Raw genomic sequence first — 14,517 nt, forward strand, 5'->3', positions numbered from 1 at the left:
GGTCGTGTGGTGGGAACGGTCCGCTCACACGGCGTCCGCGAGCGACGGGTCCTGCCAGATCCGTTCCGCCGCGGGAAGAGCGGCGAGCCGTTCGGCGGGGACCGGGGGCGGCGGCCCGTACGTGCGGCGGTCGCCGAGCCCCGCGGCGAAGCCGTGCTCGGCCAGGGTCGTCAGCCTGGCCGCGTGCTGCTCGGTCCACAGGCGCTGCGCGGCGGGGAGCGCCGTGCCCCCGAGGACGAGGCTGCGCAACGCCACCCGTACGAGCCGGGGAGGCGGCGGGCCGTACGGGTGCGAGGTGTGGAGTCCCAACAGGTAGGCGCAGTACCAGAGTTCCTCGCACAGCCAGAACAGGTCGTCGGGGGCCTGCAGCTCCGCACGGGCCGCCTTCCAGTGGGCCAGGCCGCGCTCGGCCATGTCCGTGTCCCTGAGGTAGGTACGCAGTGACATGCAGCGCGGCTCGCCGCCCGCGGTACCCGCCCGGTCGGTGAGGACGACGTGGGCGCGCCCGCGCAACCGGTGCACGAGCACTTCGGGCAGCCGGGCCCGGCCGGCCCGGGAGGCGGGATTCTCGGGGTGGCCGAAGGCGGGTACGTCGTCGGCGAAGCAGGCCGAGTGCCGGGGCCCGTAGCCGTCGTTGCCGATGAGGCTGGGGTGCCCCGCGTGCTCGACGAGGTGCGGCACCGAGATGAGCACCTGTCGTCCGCGCGCGCCGAGTTCGCGGGCCAGGACCACGTCGTCGGGTTCGGGCTCCGCCTCGTCGGGCGGTGCGGCGGACAGCAGGGCGGTCACGTCCCGCCTCGGCAGGAGCAGCGCCAGGGTCGGTATCCACTCTCCGGGTACGGCGGGCACCCAGCGTTCGCCGCCGAGCGCGGCGGCCCGGGTCGCCGCCCCGTTCCACGAGTCCCAGTTCGCGTAGAAGGCCAGGGGCGTGTCCGGGTGTTCGAGGACCGCCGCTTCGACGCGCTCGGCGAAGTCCCGGCACAGCTCCACGTCGTCCTGGAGCACCAGGTGGTGCGTGGCGTCGGGGCGGATCGCGCCCCAGGCGGCCCACGCGGTGCGCAGGGTCGTCGGCGGGCCGTCGGGGACCGGGTCGTGCGCGACGTGGGTGTGCCACCGGTCCAGTGCGTGTGCCAGCCGCGCGGCCTCGGTCTGCCTACGGGGGTGGGACATCACCGCGGCACTGATCACGGGGCGGGACATGACGGGCGCGGCACGAGTGGTGTCGGCGGCATCGGTGCGGGCAACGGCGTCAGTGGTGTCACTGGTCATCCGGACGCGCCTCCGGTCCGGTGGTGCCGGCGTCGGAGACCGCGCGGACGCTGTGCCAGCCCCGGTCCCCCCTCGCCCACTCCCACAGCGCGCGGTACACCGAAGCGGAGCCGACGAGGTGCCAGGGCACGACCAGCGCCCAGGCCAGTCCGTCCGCCCGGTCGCGGTACTCGGAGCTGCGGCGGGCGCCCAGGACGCACAGCGCGTCCGCGGCCAGCAGAGCGGCGGTCACCTTACGGGCCCGGGGGGACACCGCGGAGGCGGCGACGGCGACCGGCAGGGCCGCTCTGGCGGCCAGGCTGCCCACGGTGACCGCTCCCAGGACCCGGCCCCGCGCGGAGAGGCCGGGCCAGTTGACCGCGACGGCCCGCAGCTGTCCGCGGGTCCAGCGTGCCCGCTGGCGCAGAGCCGCACCGGCGCTCTCGGTGGAGCTGACGCCGGACGGCGTGCGCAGGAAGCCGGTGCGGACGCCGTGGCTCATCAGCTGCAGCGACCAGTGGTAGGACTCCTCGACGTCGTCCGAGCGGATCGGGCGTACCCGGTCCCAGGTGGACGCCCAGGCGTAGACGGAGCTTCCGGCGACGACGTGCACACCGGCCGTCCTGGCAAGGCCGCGCACGGAGGCCTGCCACACGGCGTCCTCGGCGGCCCTGAGGCGGGCCGTGAGCCGGGTCCCGCGCTCGCTGACCTCGTCGGCCTGCACCAGCGCGTAGTCCTGCTCCAAGGCCCAGACGGCTTCGGCGGGTTGGCCGGGGCCCGGCACGACATCGGCGTCCACGACGGCGATCACTTCGCCGTCGGCGTGCGGAAAGGCGTGGTTGAGCGCGGCGCCCTTGGGGCGCATGCTCGGAAGTCTCAGGATCTCCCAGTCGAGGTCGGGCCGGTTCACGGCGGCCCGGACCCGCACGGCCCGCTCCCGGTCCTGGGCGCCGTCCGGCCCGTCCTCGACGAGCCAGAGCACCTGGAGAAGCTCCGGAGGGTATTCCAGCGCCGCCACGGCCCGGGCGGAGCGGGCGAGGGTGGCCTCGGTCTCGCGGTAGAAGGGCATCAACAGAGTCAGGCGCCGGGTGGGGCGCCACTGCGACGGAAGCCGGTCCACCGCGTACGGGGTCACCGGCCAGGTGGGTACCAGAATGTCGGTCATATGCACTCGGGTTTCGAGTATGTGAACCGATCTCGCGCTGCCTGCATCGCTAACCCCCGATAGTCGACAGAACTGCGCCCAGATAAACGGAATGGGGCATTCTGATTTCTTTCCACGTGAAAACACGCGAGAAGGAAAGCCCCGCCGATAAACCCGAACGCAGCAAGCAAGTCGTGAAAGAGCTGGCGAAAACCCCCGGTAAAGCGAAGATCATCTCCAGCGCCTCGGCAATCTAGCACTCCCGTTCAACGACCTGTCAACCACTATTTCTGAGCGATGAGAGGCCGAAACGAGAGGGGGTTGACGGGCCTGTTGACGGCCTCTAGCGTGATCCGCCGTCTCGCGAACCAATTTCGAAGCAACCCTTCAATATATTTCGAAGCAACCCTTCAAAATAATTCCCCGCACCGTCAAGGAACTCCACGCCATGCCCGTGCCGCACGTTCTGCTCTCGGCCGCCGTGTCGTTGGACGGCTGTCTCGACACCCGACAGGGCGAAAGCCGTCTTCTGCTGTCCAATGAGGAGGATTTCGAGCGGGTCGAGGCGGAACGCGCATTCAGTGACGCCGTTCTGGTGGGAGCGGGGACGCTCCGCGCCGACGATCCCCGTCTGCGGGTGCGTTCGCTGGCACCGCACGAACATCCTCTGAAGGTCACCGTCACCAGGAGCGGTGATCTCGACCCGGCATGGAGGTTCTGGCACCACGGCGGACGCAAGGCCGTGTACGCGGTCGGCTCCCGGGCCCGGACACGGGCCGAGGCCGCCCTCGGCGGCCTCGCCGAGGTGTACGAAGTGGCGGACGCCGGCACCTGGGAAGCCGTCCTCGGCCACCTCCACACACTCGGCGTGCGGCGGCTGATGGTCGAAGGCGGCGGGCAGGTCCACACCCAGCTGCTCCGGCAGGGCCTGGCCGACGAGCTCCAACTCGTCGTCGCGCCCCTCCTCGTGGGCCAGGCCGACGCGCCGCGCATGCTGGGGCCCGGGCCCTACCCGGGCGGCCCGTTGCACCGGCACACCCTGGTCGACACCAGGCGCATCGGCGACGTGGTCCTGCTCCGGTACGCGCTGAACCGCCGCCCCGGCACCGACGCCACGGCCACCGCCGCGGACCTGGCCTGGCTCGCGGAGGCCTGCGAACTGGCCGCCCGCTGCCCGCCGTCACGGACCGCGTTCTCCGTCGGCGCGGTCGTCGTGGCAGCCGACGGGGAGGAGCTCGCCCGGGGGCACTCCCGTGAGGGAGGCGACCCGCGCGTGCACGCCGAGGAAGCCGCGCTCGCCAAGCTGGCGGACAGCCCACGGCTGCGCGGAGCGACGGTCTACAGCAGCCTGGAACCCTGCGCCAGGCGCGCGTCGAGCCCCCTCTCGTGCGCGCGGCGGATCATCGACTCGGGCGTCCGGCGGGTGGTGACGGCCTGGCGCGAGCCCGACACGTTCGTCGTCGCCGCCGACGGCGCCGAACTGCTTCAGGATGCCGGTGTGAGCGTGGCGGAGGTGACGCGGTACGCCGAGGCCGCGATGGCGCCCAACGCGCATCTTCTGGGCAACCGGGCCTGAAGCGAGCCGAACCGAGCCGAGCCGAACCGAACCGAGCTGAGGAGAAGCCATGTCTGTGGAACCGGTGGACTGGGTCGAGATCCCGGCCGGACTGCTGCGCCGGGGCACACCGGCCGACGAGGTGGAAGAGGTGGCCCGCCGCTACGCCGACACCGGGGTCCCCGTGGAGTGGTACAGGAAGGAAGCCCCGCGTACGGAGATCCGCCTGCCGGCGTTCCGGATCGCCCGCACCCAGGTCACGGCCGGCCAGTGGACGCTCTTCGCGAAGGCCACCGGCAGGCCGATCCCACACGCGCCCGCGGACCATCCCGTCACCGGCGTCAGCTGGGACGACGCGACGGCCTACTGCCGGTGGCTGGGCGAGCGGCTCGGCGAACCGGGGATACGGCTTCCCACCGAGGACGAGTGGGAGCGTGCCGCCCGCGGCGACGACGGCCGGGAATTCCCGTGGGGCACGGAGTACCGCACGGGCCTGGCCAATCTGGTGGACCTCGGCATCGGCACCACGACGCCCGTCGGTTCGTTCCCCGAGGGCGCGAGCCCGTTCGGCGTCCTGGACATGGCGGGCAACGCCGACGAGTGGACCTCCACGCTCTACGCCCCCTATCCGGGCGCTCCGACCGAGGTGCCGGGCGCCGAGGACTGGGCGTTCGATCCCCACGTCACCCGGGGCGGCGCGTTCCGCCACGACCGTGACCTGGCCCGGTGCGCCCGCAGGCACGGCGCCTACGAGCAGGACCTGAAGGCGATCGGCGTGGGCTTCCGGCTTGCGGCCCCCGTAACCTGGGCACGTGAGCAATGAGCACGGCGCCCTCCTCGGCCCCGCCGAAATCCGCGAGCTGGCCGCTGCCCTGGGCGTACGCCCGACCAAGCAGCGCGGCCAGAACTTCGTCATCGACGCCAACACCGTACGGCGTATCGTCCGCACCGCGGAGGTCCGCCCGGACGACGTCGTCGTGGAGGTCGGCCCGGGCCTCGGGTCGCTGACCCTGGCGCTCCTTGAGACCGCCGCGCACGTCACCGCGGTCGAGATCGACGACGTGCTCGCCGGGGCGCTGCCCGCGACCGTGGAGGCCCGCCTTCCGCAGAAGGCCGGCTCCTTCGGGCTCGTGCACAGCGACGCGATGCTGGTGAGTGAGCTGCCGGGGCCCGCGCCCACCGCGCTGGTCGCGAACCTCCCGTACAACGTGGCCGTGCCCGTGCTCCTGCACATGCTCGACACCTTCCCGACCATCGAGCGCACCCTCGTGATGGTGCAGGCCGAGGTCGCCGACCGGCTCGCCGCCGGGCCGGGCTCGCGGGTGTACGGGGTGCCGTCCGTGAAGGCCAACTGGTACGCCGAGGTGAAGCGCGCCGGGTCCATCGGGCGCAACGTCTTCTGGCCCGCGCCGAATGTCGACTCGGGTCTCGTCTCGCTGGTGCGGCGGGCCGAGCCCGTCAAGACCAGCGCGTCGAAGCGCGAGGTCTTCGCCGTCGTCGACGCCGCCTTCGCGCAGCGCAGGAAGACGCTGCGGGCGGCGCTCGCCGGCTGGGCGGGGTCCGCGGCCGCCGCGGAGGCCGCGCTGGTCGCTGCCGGGGTCTCGCCCCAGGCGCGCGGCGAGGCGCTGACCGTGGAGGAGTTCGCGCGGATCGCCGAGCACAAGGAGGCCGGCGCGTGAGCGTCACCGTGCGGGTTCCCGCGAAGGTCAACGTGCAATTGGCCGTGGGGGCCGCGCGCGCCGACGGATTTCACGACCTCGCCAACGTCTTCCTCGCCGTCGGGCTCTACGACGAGGTCACGGTCACGCCCGCCGACGGGCTCCGGGTGACCTGCGAGGGCCCCGGGTCCGACCAGGTGCCCCTGGACCGCACGAACCTCGCCGCCCGCGCCGCCGAACTGCTCGCCGCGCGGCACGGCATCGCACCCGACGTCCACCTCCACATCGCCAAGGACATCCCCGTCGCCGGCGGCATGGCGGGCGGCAGCGCGGACGGCGCCGCCGCGCTCGTGGCGTGCGACGCGCTGTGGGGCACGCACGCCTCCCGCGACGAACTGCTCGACATCTGCGCCGAGCTCGGCAGCGACGTGCCGTTCAGCCTGGTGGGCGGCGCCGCGCTCGGCACCGGGCGCGGCGAGAAGCTGGAGCCGCTGGAGGTCGGGGGCGGTTTCCACTGGGTGTTCGCCGTCGCCGACGGCGGTCTCTCCACGCCCGCCGTCTACCGGGAGTTCGACCGGCTCACCCCGGTCGCGCCCGCCCCCGAGGCGTCCCCCGCCCTGCTCGCCGCCCTGCGGAACGGTGACGTCGAGGCCCTGGCGGCCGCCGTCTCCAACGACCTGCAGCCCGCCGCCCTCTCCCTCTTCCCCTCGCTCCGCGACACCCTCGCCACGGGCACCGAGGCGGGTGCTCTCGCCGCGCTGGTCTCCGGGTCGGGGCCGACGACGGCGTTCCTCGCTGCGGACGCCGCGTCGGCGCGGAAGGTGGCGGACGCGCTCCTCGCCTCCGGCACCTGCCGTGCCGCGCGGGTCGCGGAATCGCCCGCTCCGGGCGCCACGCTGCTCTAGGTACTCAGGTCTCCATGTACTCAGGTACGCATCTGAGTACGGGCGCGCTGACCCCGGCGTACGACGGCAGGCGACCGTACGTACATGGGATCAAGCGTTCGCGAACTCGCCGAGAAGACGCCCGCCGGGCGTGACCGGTACGTCGACCTGCTGCGCGTCGCCTCGCTCGGCACGGTTGTCGTCGGCCACTGGCTGATGGCCGCCGTGACCGTCGGCGACGATGGCCGCGCCGAGGTCGGCAACCTCCTCGCCGTGGTGCCGGAGCTGCAACTCGTGACGTGGGCGCTGCAGATCATGCCGGTCTTCTTCTTCGTCGGCGGGTTCTCGCACGCGCTGTCGTACCGCTCGCTGAGCCGGAGGTCCGAGGGGCGGTCCGTCTATTCGGCGTTCGTACGGGCCAGGCTCCAGCGGCTGCTGCGGCCCACCATGGTGTTCATAGGGGTGTGGGGCGCGGCGGCGCTCGCCCTCCAACTGGGTGGTCACGGCGGCGGGCTGCTCGATGTCGCGCTGCGGCTCGTCGCGCAGCCGCTGTGGTTCATCGGCGTCTACCTCGCGATGGTCGCCTGCACGCCGCCGCTGCTGCGGCTGCACGAGCGGTGGGGGTGGGGCGCGTTCGGCGCGCTCGTCGCGGCGGCCGGCGCGGTGGACGTGGCGCGCTTCGCGTTCGGCGTGCCGTACCTGGAGTTCCTGAACTTCGCCTTCGTGTGGCTCGCCGTGCACCAGCTGGGCTTCCTGCGCGCGGACGGCAGGCTGCGGACGGGCGGGGTGCGGGTGCCGTACGTCCTGGCGGGCGCGGGACTCGCGGGCGCCTCCCTGCTCGTGGCCCTCGGCCCGTATCCGCTCTCCATGGTCGGCATGCCCGGCGAACGCGTCTCGAACATGGCGCCGCCCACCTTCGCCCTCCTCTGCCACGGCATGTGGCTGGTCGGCGCGGTGGAACTGCTGCGTGGCCCGGCGACGCGGTGGCTGGCGCGGCCGCGGGTGTGGCGCGGCGTGGTGGCGGCCAACGGCGTTTCCATGACGGCGTTCCTCTGGCATCTGACGGCGATGCTCGGGGTGTACGGGATGCTGCTCGCCCTCGACGTTCCGCTGCCGGAGCCCGCGTCGGCGGCTTGGTGGGCTCAGGTGCCGCTGCGGATGGGGGCGGCCGCGGCTCTGACGGCGGGGCTCGTCGCGGCCTTCCGCCGCTTCGAGCGGCCGGGGGCGGCGGGGCCGAACGCTCCGGGCACGGCCTCGGGTCCGGCGGCGGCGCTCGGCGTCACGCTCTGCCTGTTCGGGGTGCTCGGCCTGTCGATGGTCGGCTTCGGTGGCCTGCTGGAGGGCCGTACGGCGATGCTGGTCGCCGTCCAGGTGACGGCGCCGGCGGCGGTGGGGATGGCGCTGGCGGGGTGGCTGCTGGTGGAGCGGGCGGGGGGCCGGGTCAGAGCAGGTCGATGGCGGTGAGGTCGATGTCGATGCCGAAGGGCACGGAGACCTTGAGACGGTCGTGATAGATACCGGTCAGGGCGTATGTACCGGACACCGTGCCGAGTTCGTAGACCTGGACGACAGGGTGGTCGTCCTGCCCCGCCATCTCCACCAGCCAGAAGTGGCGGATACCGGCAGCGGCGTACTTGTGAGGCTTGGTGTCCCGGTCGCGGGCCTCCGAGTCCGGGGAGACGACTTCTACGGCGAGAAGGACGTCGGCGGCGGAGAACGAGGTCTGATCGCGGCTCTTGACCGCTTCCTTGCGCACGACGGAGATGTCCGGCTCGGGGCCGTTGCGGCGGTCGAGGACCACGGTCATCTCGCGGCTGACCCGCATCTCCGGCGGCACGCTGCTCCGTAGCCCGTTGACCAGCAGATCGATGGTGATGCTGTGGAACAGGCGCTGCGGACTCACGAAGATCAGGCTCCCGTCGATCATCTCTGTGTGCGGCGGGAGATCGGGCAATGTGTACAGGTCGTCCACGGTCCAGCCTTCCGGCGGCGGCACCGGCCACCGGGGCCCGGACACCGGCTCGGAGGCCGGCTCGGAAATCGGCTCGGCGGTCATGGTTCCTCCCATGGGCGGGATTCTTCGGCCTGTGCCTCAACGGTAGCCGCGGATCCCTTGATCCGTCATCACAAAGAGTGAGCAAGCCGGTACGCCCAGGGAGGCCGAGGACCCGCCCCCGCGGGCGACTACGCTGGAGGATCGATCGATCCCCCCTGTCAGGAGAGAAATGGCCGTCAATCTGGTCAATGTCGAGGCAGTCAGCAAGGTGTACGGCACCCGTGCCCTGCTCGACGGCGTCTCACTCGGCGTGTCCGAGGGGGACCGGATCGGTGTCGTCGGGCGCAACGGCGACGGGAAGACCACCCTGATCCGGATGCTCGCCAAGCTGGAGGACGCGGACACCGGCCGCGTCACGCACAACGGCGGGCTGCGGCTCGGCGTGCTGACGCAGCACGACTCGCTCGACCCCGCCGCCACCGTCCGGCACGAGGTCATCGGGGATCTCGCCGACCACGAGTGGGCGGGCAGCGCCAAGATCAGGGACGTGCTGACCGGGCTGTTCGGCGGGCTCGACATGCCGGGCTTCCCGCAGGGGCTCGACACCGTCATCGGCCCGCTCTCCGGCGGCGAGCGGCGCCGTATCGCGCTCGCGAAGCTGCTCATCGGCGAGCCCGACCTGATCGTGCTCGACGAGCCGACCAACCACCTGGACGTCGAGGGCATCGCCTGGCTCGCCGAGCACCTGCGCACGCGGCGCTCGGCGCTCGTCTGCGTCACGCACGACCGCTGGTTCCTGGACCAGGTGTGCACGCGCATGTGGGACGTGCAGAGCGGGTCCGTCTACGAGTACGAGGGCGGGTACTCCGATTACGTCTTCGCCCGTGCCGAGCGCGAGCGCATCGCGGCGACCGAGGAGACCAAGCGCAAGAACCTGATGCGCAAGGAGCTGGCCTGGCTGCGGCGCGGCGCCCCGGCCCGCACCAGCAAGCCGAAGTTCCGCATCGAGGCGGCCAACGAGCTGATCGCGGACGTGCCGCCGCCGCGCGACACCAGCGAGCTGATGAAGTTCGCCACGACCCGGCTCGGCAGGACGGTCTTCGATCTCGAGGACGTGTCCGTGCAGGCCGGGCCCAAGATGCTGCTCAAGCACCTGACCTGGCAGCTCGGTCCCGGTGACCGTGTCGGTCTGGTCGGGGTGAACGGCGCGGGCAAGACCTCGCTGCTGCGGGCCATGGCGGACGCGGCGCGCAGCCAGGGCGACGTGCAGCCCGCGGCCGGGAAGATCGTCGTCGGCAAGACCGTGAAGCTCGCCTACCTCTCGCAGGAAGTGGCCGAACTCAAGCCGACGCTGCGGGTGTTGGAGGCCGTGCAGCAGGTGCGTGAGCGCGTCGACCTCGGCAAGGGCCGGGAGATGACCGCGGGGCAGCTCTGCGAGACGTTCGGGTTCAGCAAGGAGAAGCAGTGGACGCCGGTCGGCGACCTCTCCGGCGGTGAGCGGCGCAGGCTGCAGCTGCTGCGTCTCCTGATGGACGAGCCGAACGTCCTCTTCCTCGACGAGCCGACCAACGACCTCGACATCGAGACGCTGACGCAGCTCGAAGACGTGCTCGACGGGTGGCCCGGCTCCATGGTCGTGATCTCCCACGACCGGTTCTTCGTCGAGCGCACCACGGACAAGGTGTTCGCGCTCCTCGGCGACGCGACGATGCGGATGCTGCCGCGCGGCATCGACGAGTACCTGGAGCGCAGGCGGCGGATGGCGGAGACCGCGAGCGCGTCGGCGCCCGCGCAGAGCGCGCCCGCACAGGCCGCCGCGACGAAGACCGTCTCCGCCGCCGACGCCCGCGCCGCGAAGAAGGAACTCCAGAAGATCGAGCGGCAGCTGGACAAGGTCTCCGCGAAGGAGACCAAGCTCCACGCCCAAATCGCCGATAACGCCACGGACTTCGAAAAGGTGGCCAAACTGGACGCGGAACTCCGTGAACTAATCGGCGAGCGCGAGGAGTTGGAAATGCGCTGGCTGGAGCTCGCGGAGGACGCGTAGAGCTCCCGTGGAGCTCCAGTAACGGACGCATTACGGGCCGGTCCTCCCTTGGGAACAGGGGCTGGACCGGACCCGTGTGGTACGGGGGCAGGGTGATAGAAAGGCTGCCCTGAGCACCACTTGGCGTGCCGAAAATCAGTGAAGGGGGAAGCGCTGATGACTCAGCCGCCCAACCAGCCGCCGCCCGGCGGCTTCGGAGCTCCGCAGGATCCACGGCAGGGCGGGGCACCACAGCCACCGGGTCAGCCGCCGCAGGCACCGGGTCAGCCGCCGCAGCCCGGTTACGGCTACCCGCAGACGCCGCAGCCGGGCCCCTACGGAACCCAGCCGCCGCAGCCGGGACCGTACGGCCAGCCCCAGCAGCCCGGTCCGTACGGCCAGCCGACGCAGCCCGGCCCCTACGCCCAGCCGACCCAGCCCGGCCCCTACGGAGCCCAGCCGCAGTACGGATACCCGCAGCAGCCGCCGACGCAGCCCCAGTTCCCCGCGGGCCCCGGCGCACCCGGCACCCCGCCCGGCGGCGGCGGTGGCGGCGGCAAGCGCAAGAAGCTCGTGATGGTCGTCGCCGCGGCCGTGGCCGCGCTGCTCGTCGCGGGCGGTGTCACCTATGCCGTCGTCAGCGGTGACGACGAGGGCACGAAGAAGTCCGAGGCGAAGAACAAGGATCCAGAGCCCACCGCCTCCGCCCCGGCCAACCCGGGCACCGGCGACGGCGACGGCCACGAGGGCAAGGAAGACCTCAACGAAGGCCGTCAGGCCGGCGAGGCGAAGGTCCTCTGGTACAAGGAGGCGCCCAAGGTGCCCGGTTCCGGAGGCGACGCCCCCGGCATGTGGGTGTACGGCGACACCGTGGTCAAGGCCGCGTACAAGCAGCTCCTCGCGTACAAGGTGGGGACCGGCAAGACCGCCTGGAAGGCCATCGAGTTCCCGCAGAAGATCTGCGCGGCGACGCAGACGGCCACGGACGACGGCAGGATCGTCGTCGCGTACAAGGAAGGCACCAAGAGCGACGCCAAGTGCAACCAGCTCCAGGTCATCAACCTGAAGAACGGTGACAAGGGCTGGGGCAAGCCGGTCAAGGAGGAAGGTCTCTTCGACTTCGCGCTCAGGAGCCAGCTGGTCCTCGTCGGCGACATCCTGATGGTCGGCCGCGACCAGTCCGGCACGGCGCTGCGGATGAGCGACGGCAAGAAGCTCTACGTCGCGGACAAGAAGGACGAGGGCACCTGCTTCCCCAACGGCTTCGCCGGCGGCGAGAAGCTCCTCATGGCCCTGTCCTGCGGCGCGAGCACGGACAACCAGCACGACGAACTGCAGCAGCTCGATCCCCAAACGGGCCGCGCCCTGTGGACGAAGAAGTTCGCCAAGGGCTGGCGCATCGGCAAGATCTTCTCGGTCAGCCCGACGATCGTCTACCTCAGCAATGAGGACAAGAAGCAGTTCAACATCATGGTGCTGAAGGAGAACAGCGACAAGACGCGCTCCGAGGCCATCACCAAGGACAGCTTCGCGCCGGAGTGCGACACCTCGGTCCTCAGCCGTGAACTGGGCGGCTGCCTGGGCGTGGCCGTCGACGACAAGTACCTCTACCTGCCGACGAACGAGAAGAGCGGCGCGAACCACGTCGTGGCGATCGGCCTGGCCACCGGCAAGGAGGCCTGGCGCACCAAGTCGCCGCTGGACGAAACGATGCTCCCGCTGAAGGTCGAGAACGGCGAGCTGATCGCGTACGTCACTCCGTCGTACGACTCCGGCGGCCGTGTCGTCTCCATCGCGACGTCCGGTTCGCACAAGCCCGAGACACTTCTGCAGCACCCGAAGGGCACCTCGCGGATCGAGAGCGGCTTCTACTCGAAGGACGTCGACTACGTGGACGGGCGCTTCTACATCTCGACCACCAGCATCATGCGCACCTCCGGCCAGGCGAAGCTGATGCTCGCCTACGGCAAGTGACGCGCCCCCACCCAGTCATCAGCTCGACCGCTCACGTCCCCAAGGAATAGACGACGTCATGACCCAGCCGCCCCAGCCACCGCAGCAGCCGCCGAACGAGCCCCCGCAGGGAGGTTTCGGCGCCCCGCAGGACCCTCCGCCCGGAGGCTTCGGCAAGGCACCGGACCCGTCGTACGGCTACCCGCAGACGCCCCCGCCGCCCGCGGCTCCCCCGGCGGCACCCCCGGCTCCCCCGGCACCCCCGGCGGGCCAGCCCACCTACGGCTACCCGCAGGCGCCCCAGGCACCCCAGCCTCCGCAGAGCTACGGCTACCCGACGCAGCCCGCCACGCCGCAGTACCAGCAGGGCTACCAGCAGCAGTATCAGCAGGGGTACCAGCAGCCGCCGACCATGCCGATGCAGCCGCAGCCCGGTGACTCCGGCTCCGGCGGTGGCAAGAAGTTCAACGGCCAGATGGGGATCATCGTCGCGGCGGTCGCCGCGATCGCGCTGATCGTCGGCGGCGGTGTCTACTACGCCTCGACGAAGGACGACGACTCCAAGAACACCGCGCAGGAGTCCGGCAAGGACGGCAAGGGCGGCAAGGGTTCGGAGAAGGGCGAGAAGGGCGGCAGCGCGCCGGAGCAGGGCCCGGCCAAGGAGAAGGCGCCGGCCGACCCCGCGGCCAAGGTCCTGATGCAGCTGCCGCAGCCCGAGGTCGCCAAGGACCAGATCTGGAACGTCACGGGCTCCGTGCTGACCGACGACGTCTACGCCAAGGCGGGCGTCAACGAGCTGAACGGCTACGACCCGGACACCGGCAAGAAGAAGTGGACGGTCCCGCTCTCCGGCATGACCTGCGCGATGTCGCCGGAGGTCACCGAGGACGGCATCGTCGCGGTCGTCACCGAAGAGGCCAAGCGGAACAAGAAGGGCGACTACGAGCAGTGCAGCAACGTCTCCGCGGTCGACCTGAAGTCCGGTAAGAAGCTGTGGACCGAGAGCGTCGAGACGAACGGCGTGAAGGCGACCTTCAAGGAGGTCACCATCTCGGGCACCACGATCGCCGCGGGTGCGGGCACCTCCAGCGGCGGCGCCGCCTGGGACGTCAAGGGCAACTCCCTGTGGAAGCCCAAGGTCGGCAAGTGCGAGGACGTCGGCTACGCCGGCGGTGACCAGCTGGTCGCGGTCCGCAAGTGCGGCACGTACGGCGACGAGCGGCTGAAGGTCCAGCTCCTCGACCCGAAGACCGGCGACGACAAGTGGACGTACCCGCTCGCCGACGGCATCGACAACGCCAAGATCATCTCGACGAACCCGGTCGTCTTCGGCCAGGACACCACCGAGATCACGGCCTCGGGTGCCACGGACGTCTTCTCCATCGGCAGCAACGGCAAGCTGCGCGCCAAGATCTCCCTGGAGGACGGCAAGTACGAGCACGACTGCGGCGTCAACATGGTGAACGACTGCAAGGCGATCACCGTGGGCAACGACCGGCTGTACGTGCCGACGAAGCAGCACGACGGCGCAGGTGAGAGCTACAACCGCACCAACGAGATCGTCTCCTTCTCGCTGGCCACCGGAAAGCCCACCAGCGACCGCGCGGTCGCCGGTGACGACGGCGAGATCTTCCCGATCCGTATGGACGGCGGCAACGTCATCGCGTACAAGGCGCACGGCTACAAGCAGGGCGCCCAGGTCGTGTCCCTCGACGGCAAGACGATGAAGGAGACCAAGCTCCTGGAGACCCCGGGCTCCGAGGCGGTCACCGACGCGATCAGCGGCATGGTCCCGAAGTCGAACGAACTCCTCTACGGGAACGGCCACTTGTTCCTCGGCAAGAAGCTGCTGAGCAGGCCCTACTCGAAGGACGAGAAGGAGTTCGTGGCGATCGGCTTCATCGCGAAGTAGCGGCAGGAGCACGGCAGTTACGGACGGGGGGGGGGGGGCCCCCCCCCCCCCCCGCGGGCCCCCCGGCCCCCCCCCCCGACCCCCCCCACACCACCCCCCGCACCAACAAAAACCACCAGAAGGAAAGCGAGGAGCACGACC

Annotated in this window: 11 protein-coding genes; 8 read left to right on the forward strand and 3 right to left on the reverse strand. The window is 71.1% G+C overall.

Translation table 11 applies throughout. The annotated features are described in order from the left end of the window. Window positions 1–24 precede the first annotated feature (24 nt). Together ACI2L3_RS09645 and ACI2L3_RS09650 are read right to left on the reverse strand one after the other, a co-directional pair. Complete coding sequence (locus ACI2L3_RS09645; protein WP_404751757.1) at window positions 25–1,269, reverse strand: hypothetical protein; 1,245 nt, start codon at window positions 1,267–1,269, stop codon at window positions 25–27. Beyond that, window positions 1,259–2,413 carry a glycosyltransferase gene (locus ACI2L3_RS09650; protein WP_404751758.1) on the reverse strand — a complete coding sequence of 385 codons (1,155 nt, stop codon included), beginning with the start codon at window positions 2,411–2,413 and terminating at the stop codon, window positions 1,259–1,261. The genes ACI2L3_RS09645 and ACI2L3_RS09650 overlap by 11 nt, the downstream gene beginning before the upstream one ends. 427 nt (window positions 2,414–2,840) lie before the next feature. Here ACI2L3_RS09650 and ACI2L3_RS09655 point away from each other — a divergent pair, with 427 nt between their 5' ends. The 5 genes from ACI2L3_RS09655 (at window position 2,841) to ACI2L3_RS09675 (ending at window position 7,953) form a co-directional block, all read left to right on the forward strand. Continuing rightward, a complete protein-coding gene (locus ACI2L3_RS09655; protein ID WP_404751759.1) occupies window positions 2,841–3,968 on the forward strand; it encodes a dihydrofolate reductase family protein in 1,128 nt (375 codons plus the stop codon). Window positions 3,969–4,017: 49 nt separating this feature from the next. Continuing rightward, on the forward strand, window positions 4,018–4,770 hold the full coding sequence (locus ACI2L3_RS09660) for a formylglycine-generating enzyme family protein (RefSeq protein ID WP_404751760.1): 753 nt from the start codon (window positions 4,018–4,020) through the stop codon (window positions 4,768–4,770). Next, window positions 4,760–5,626, forward strand: a complete 867-nt coding sequence (gene rsmA, locus ACI2L3_RS09665) for a 16S rRNA (adenine(1518)-N(6)/adenine(1519)-N(6))-dimethyltransferase RsmA (protein ID WP_404751761.1) — start codon at window positions 4,760–4,762, stop codon at window positions 5,624–5,626. Before ACI2L3_RS09660 ends, rsmA begins: the two co-directional genes overlap by 11 nt. Continuing rightward, entirely contained in the window at window positions 5,623–6,510 is an 888-nt protein-coding gene (locus tag ACI2L3_RS09670; protein ID WP_404751762.1) for a 4-(cytidine 5'-diphospho)-2-C-methyl-D-erythritol kinase, read from the forward strand. The genes rsmA and ACI2L3_RS09670 overlap by 4 nt, the downstream gene beginning before the upstream one ends. 84 nt (window positions 6,511–6,594) lie before the next feature. Further along, complete coding sequence (locus ACI2L3_RS09675) at window positions 6,595–7,953, forward strand: acyltransferase (protein WP_404751763.1); 1,359 nt, start codon at window positions 6,595–6,597, stop codon at window positions 7,951–7,953. Here the strand turns inward: ACI2L3_RS09675 and ACI2L3_RS09680 are convergent. Further along, window positions 7,931–8,545, reverse strand: a complete 615-nt coding sequence (locus ACI2L3_RS09680) for a Uma2 family endonuclease (protein ID WP_404751764.1) — start codon at window positions 8,543–8,545, stop codon at window positions 7,931–7,933. The genes ACI2L3_RS09675 and ACI2L3_RS09680 overlap by 23 nt on opposite strands. 169 nt (window positions 8,546–8,714) lie before the next feature. Here ACI2L3_RS09680 and ACI2L3_RS09685 point away from each other — a divergent pair, with 169 nt between their 5' ends. The 3 genes from ACI2L3_RS09685 to ACI2L3_RS09695 all read left to right on the forward strand — a co-directional run bounded on the left by ACI2L3_RS09685 (window position 8,715) and on the right by ACI2L3_RS09695 (window position 14,376). Further along, on the forward strand, window positions 8,715–10,532 hold the full coding sequence (locus ACI2L3_RS09685; RefSeq protein ID WP_404751765.1) for an ABC-F family ATP-binding cassette domain-containing protein: 1,818 nt from the start codon (window positions 8,715–8,717) through the stop codon (window positions 10,530–10,532). Between the two features lie 156 nt (window positions 10,533–10,688). Then, window positions 10,689–12,485: a PQQ-binding-like beta-propeller repeat protein gene (locus ACI2L3_RS09690; protein WP_404751766.1), complete on the forward strand. Its 1,797-nt coding sequence runs from the start codon at window positions 10,689–10,691 to the stop codon at window positions 12,483–12,485. Between the two features lie 58 nt (window positions 12,486–12,543). Next, entirely contained in the window at window positions 12,544–14,376 is a 1,833-nt protein-coding gene (locus tag ACI2L3_RS09695) for a PQQ-binding-like beta-propeller repeat protein (protein WP_404751767.1), read from the forward strand. Window positions 14,377–14,517: the final 141 nt, after the last annotated feature.

The sequence above is a fragment of the Streptomyces sp. NPDC029674 genome, assembly GCF_044903205.1.
GTDB lineage: Bacteria > Actinomycetota > Actinomycetes > Streptomycetales > Streptomycetaceae > Streptomyces.

Excerpts from the sequence above, each read along its gene's own strand:
- ACI2L3_RS09690 (WP_404751766.1), top strand. The coding sequence starts at position 10,689 with ATGACTCAGCCGCCCAACCAGCCGCCGCCCGGCGGCTTCGGAGCTCCG.
- ACI2L3_RS09645 (WP_404751757.1), bottom strand. The coding sequence starts at position 1,269 with ATGACCAGTGACACCACTGACGCCGTTGCCCGCACCGATGCCGCCGAC.
- ACI2L3_RS09695 (WP_404751767.1), top strand. The coding sequence starts at position 12,544 with ATGACCCAGCCGCCCCAGCCACCGCAGCAGCCGCCGAACGAGCCCCCG.
- ACI2L3_RS09675 (WP_404751763.1), top strand. The coding sequence starts at position 6,595 with ATGGGATCAAGCGTTCGCGAACTCGCCGAGAAGACGCCCGCCGGGCGT.
- ACI2L3_RS09660 (WP_404751760.1), top strand. The coding sequence starts at position 4,018 with ATGTCTGTGGAACCGGTGGACTGGGTCGAGATCCCGGCCGGACTGCTG.
- ACI2L3_RS09685 (WP_404751765.1), top strand. The coding sequence starts at position 8,715 with ATGGCCGTCAATCTGGTCAATGTCGAGGCAGTCAGCAAGGTGTACGGC.
- ACI2L3_RS09650 (WP_404751758.1), bottom strand. The coding sequence starts at position 2,413 with ATGACCGACATTCTGGTACCCACCTGGCCGGTGACCCCGTACGCGGTG.
- ACI2L3_RS09680 (WP_404751764.1), bottom strand. The coding sequence starts at position 8,545 with ATGACCGCCGAGCCGATTTCCGAGCCGGCCTCCGAGCCGGTGTCCGGG.
- ACI2L3_RS09655 (WP_404751759.1), top strand. The coding sequence starts at position 2,841 with ATGCCCGTGCCGCACGTTCTGCTCTCGGCCGCCGTGTCGTTGGACGGC.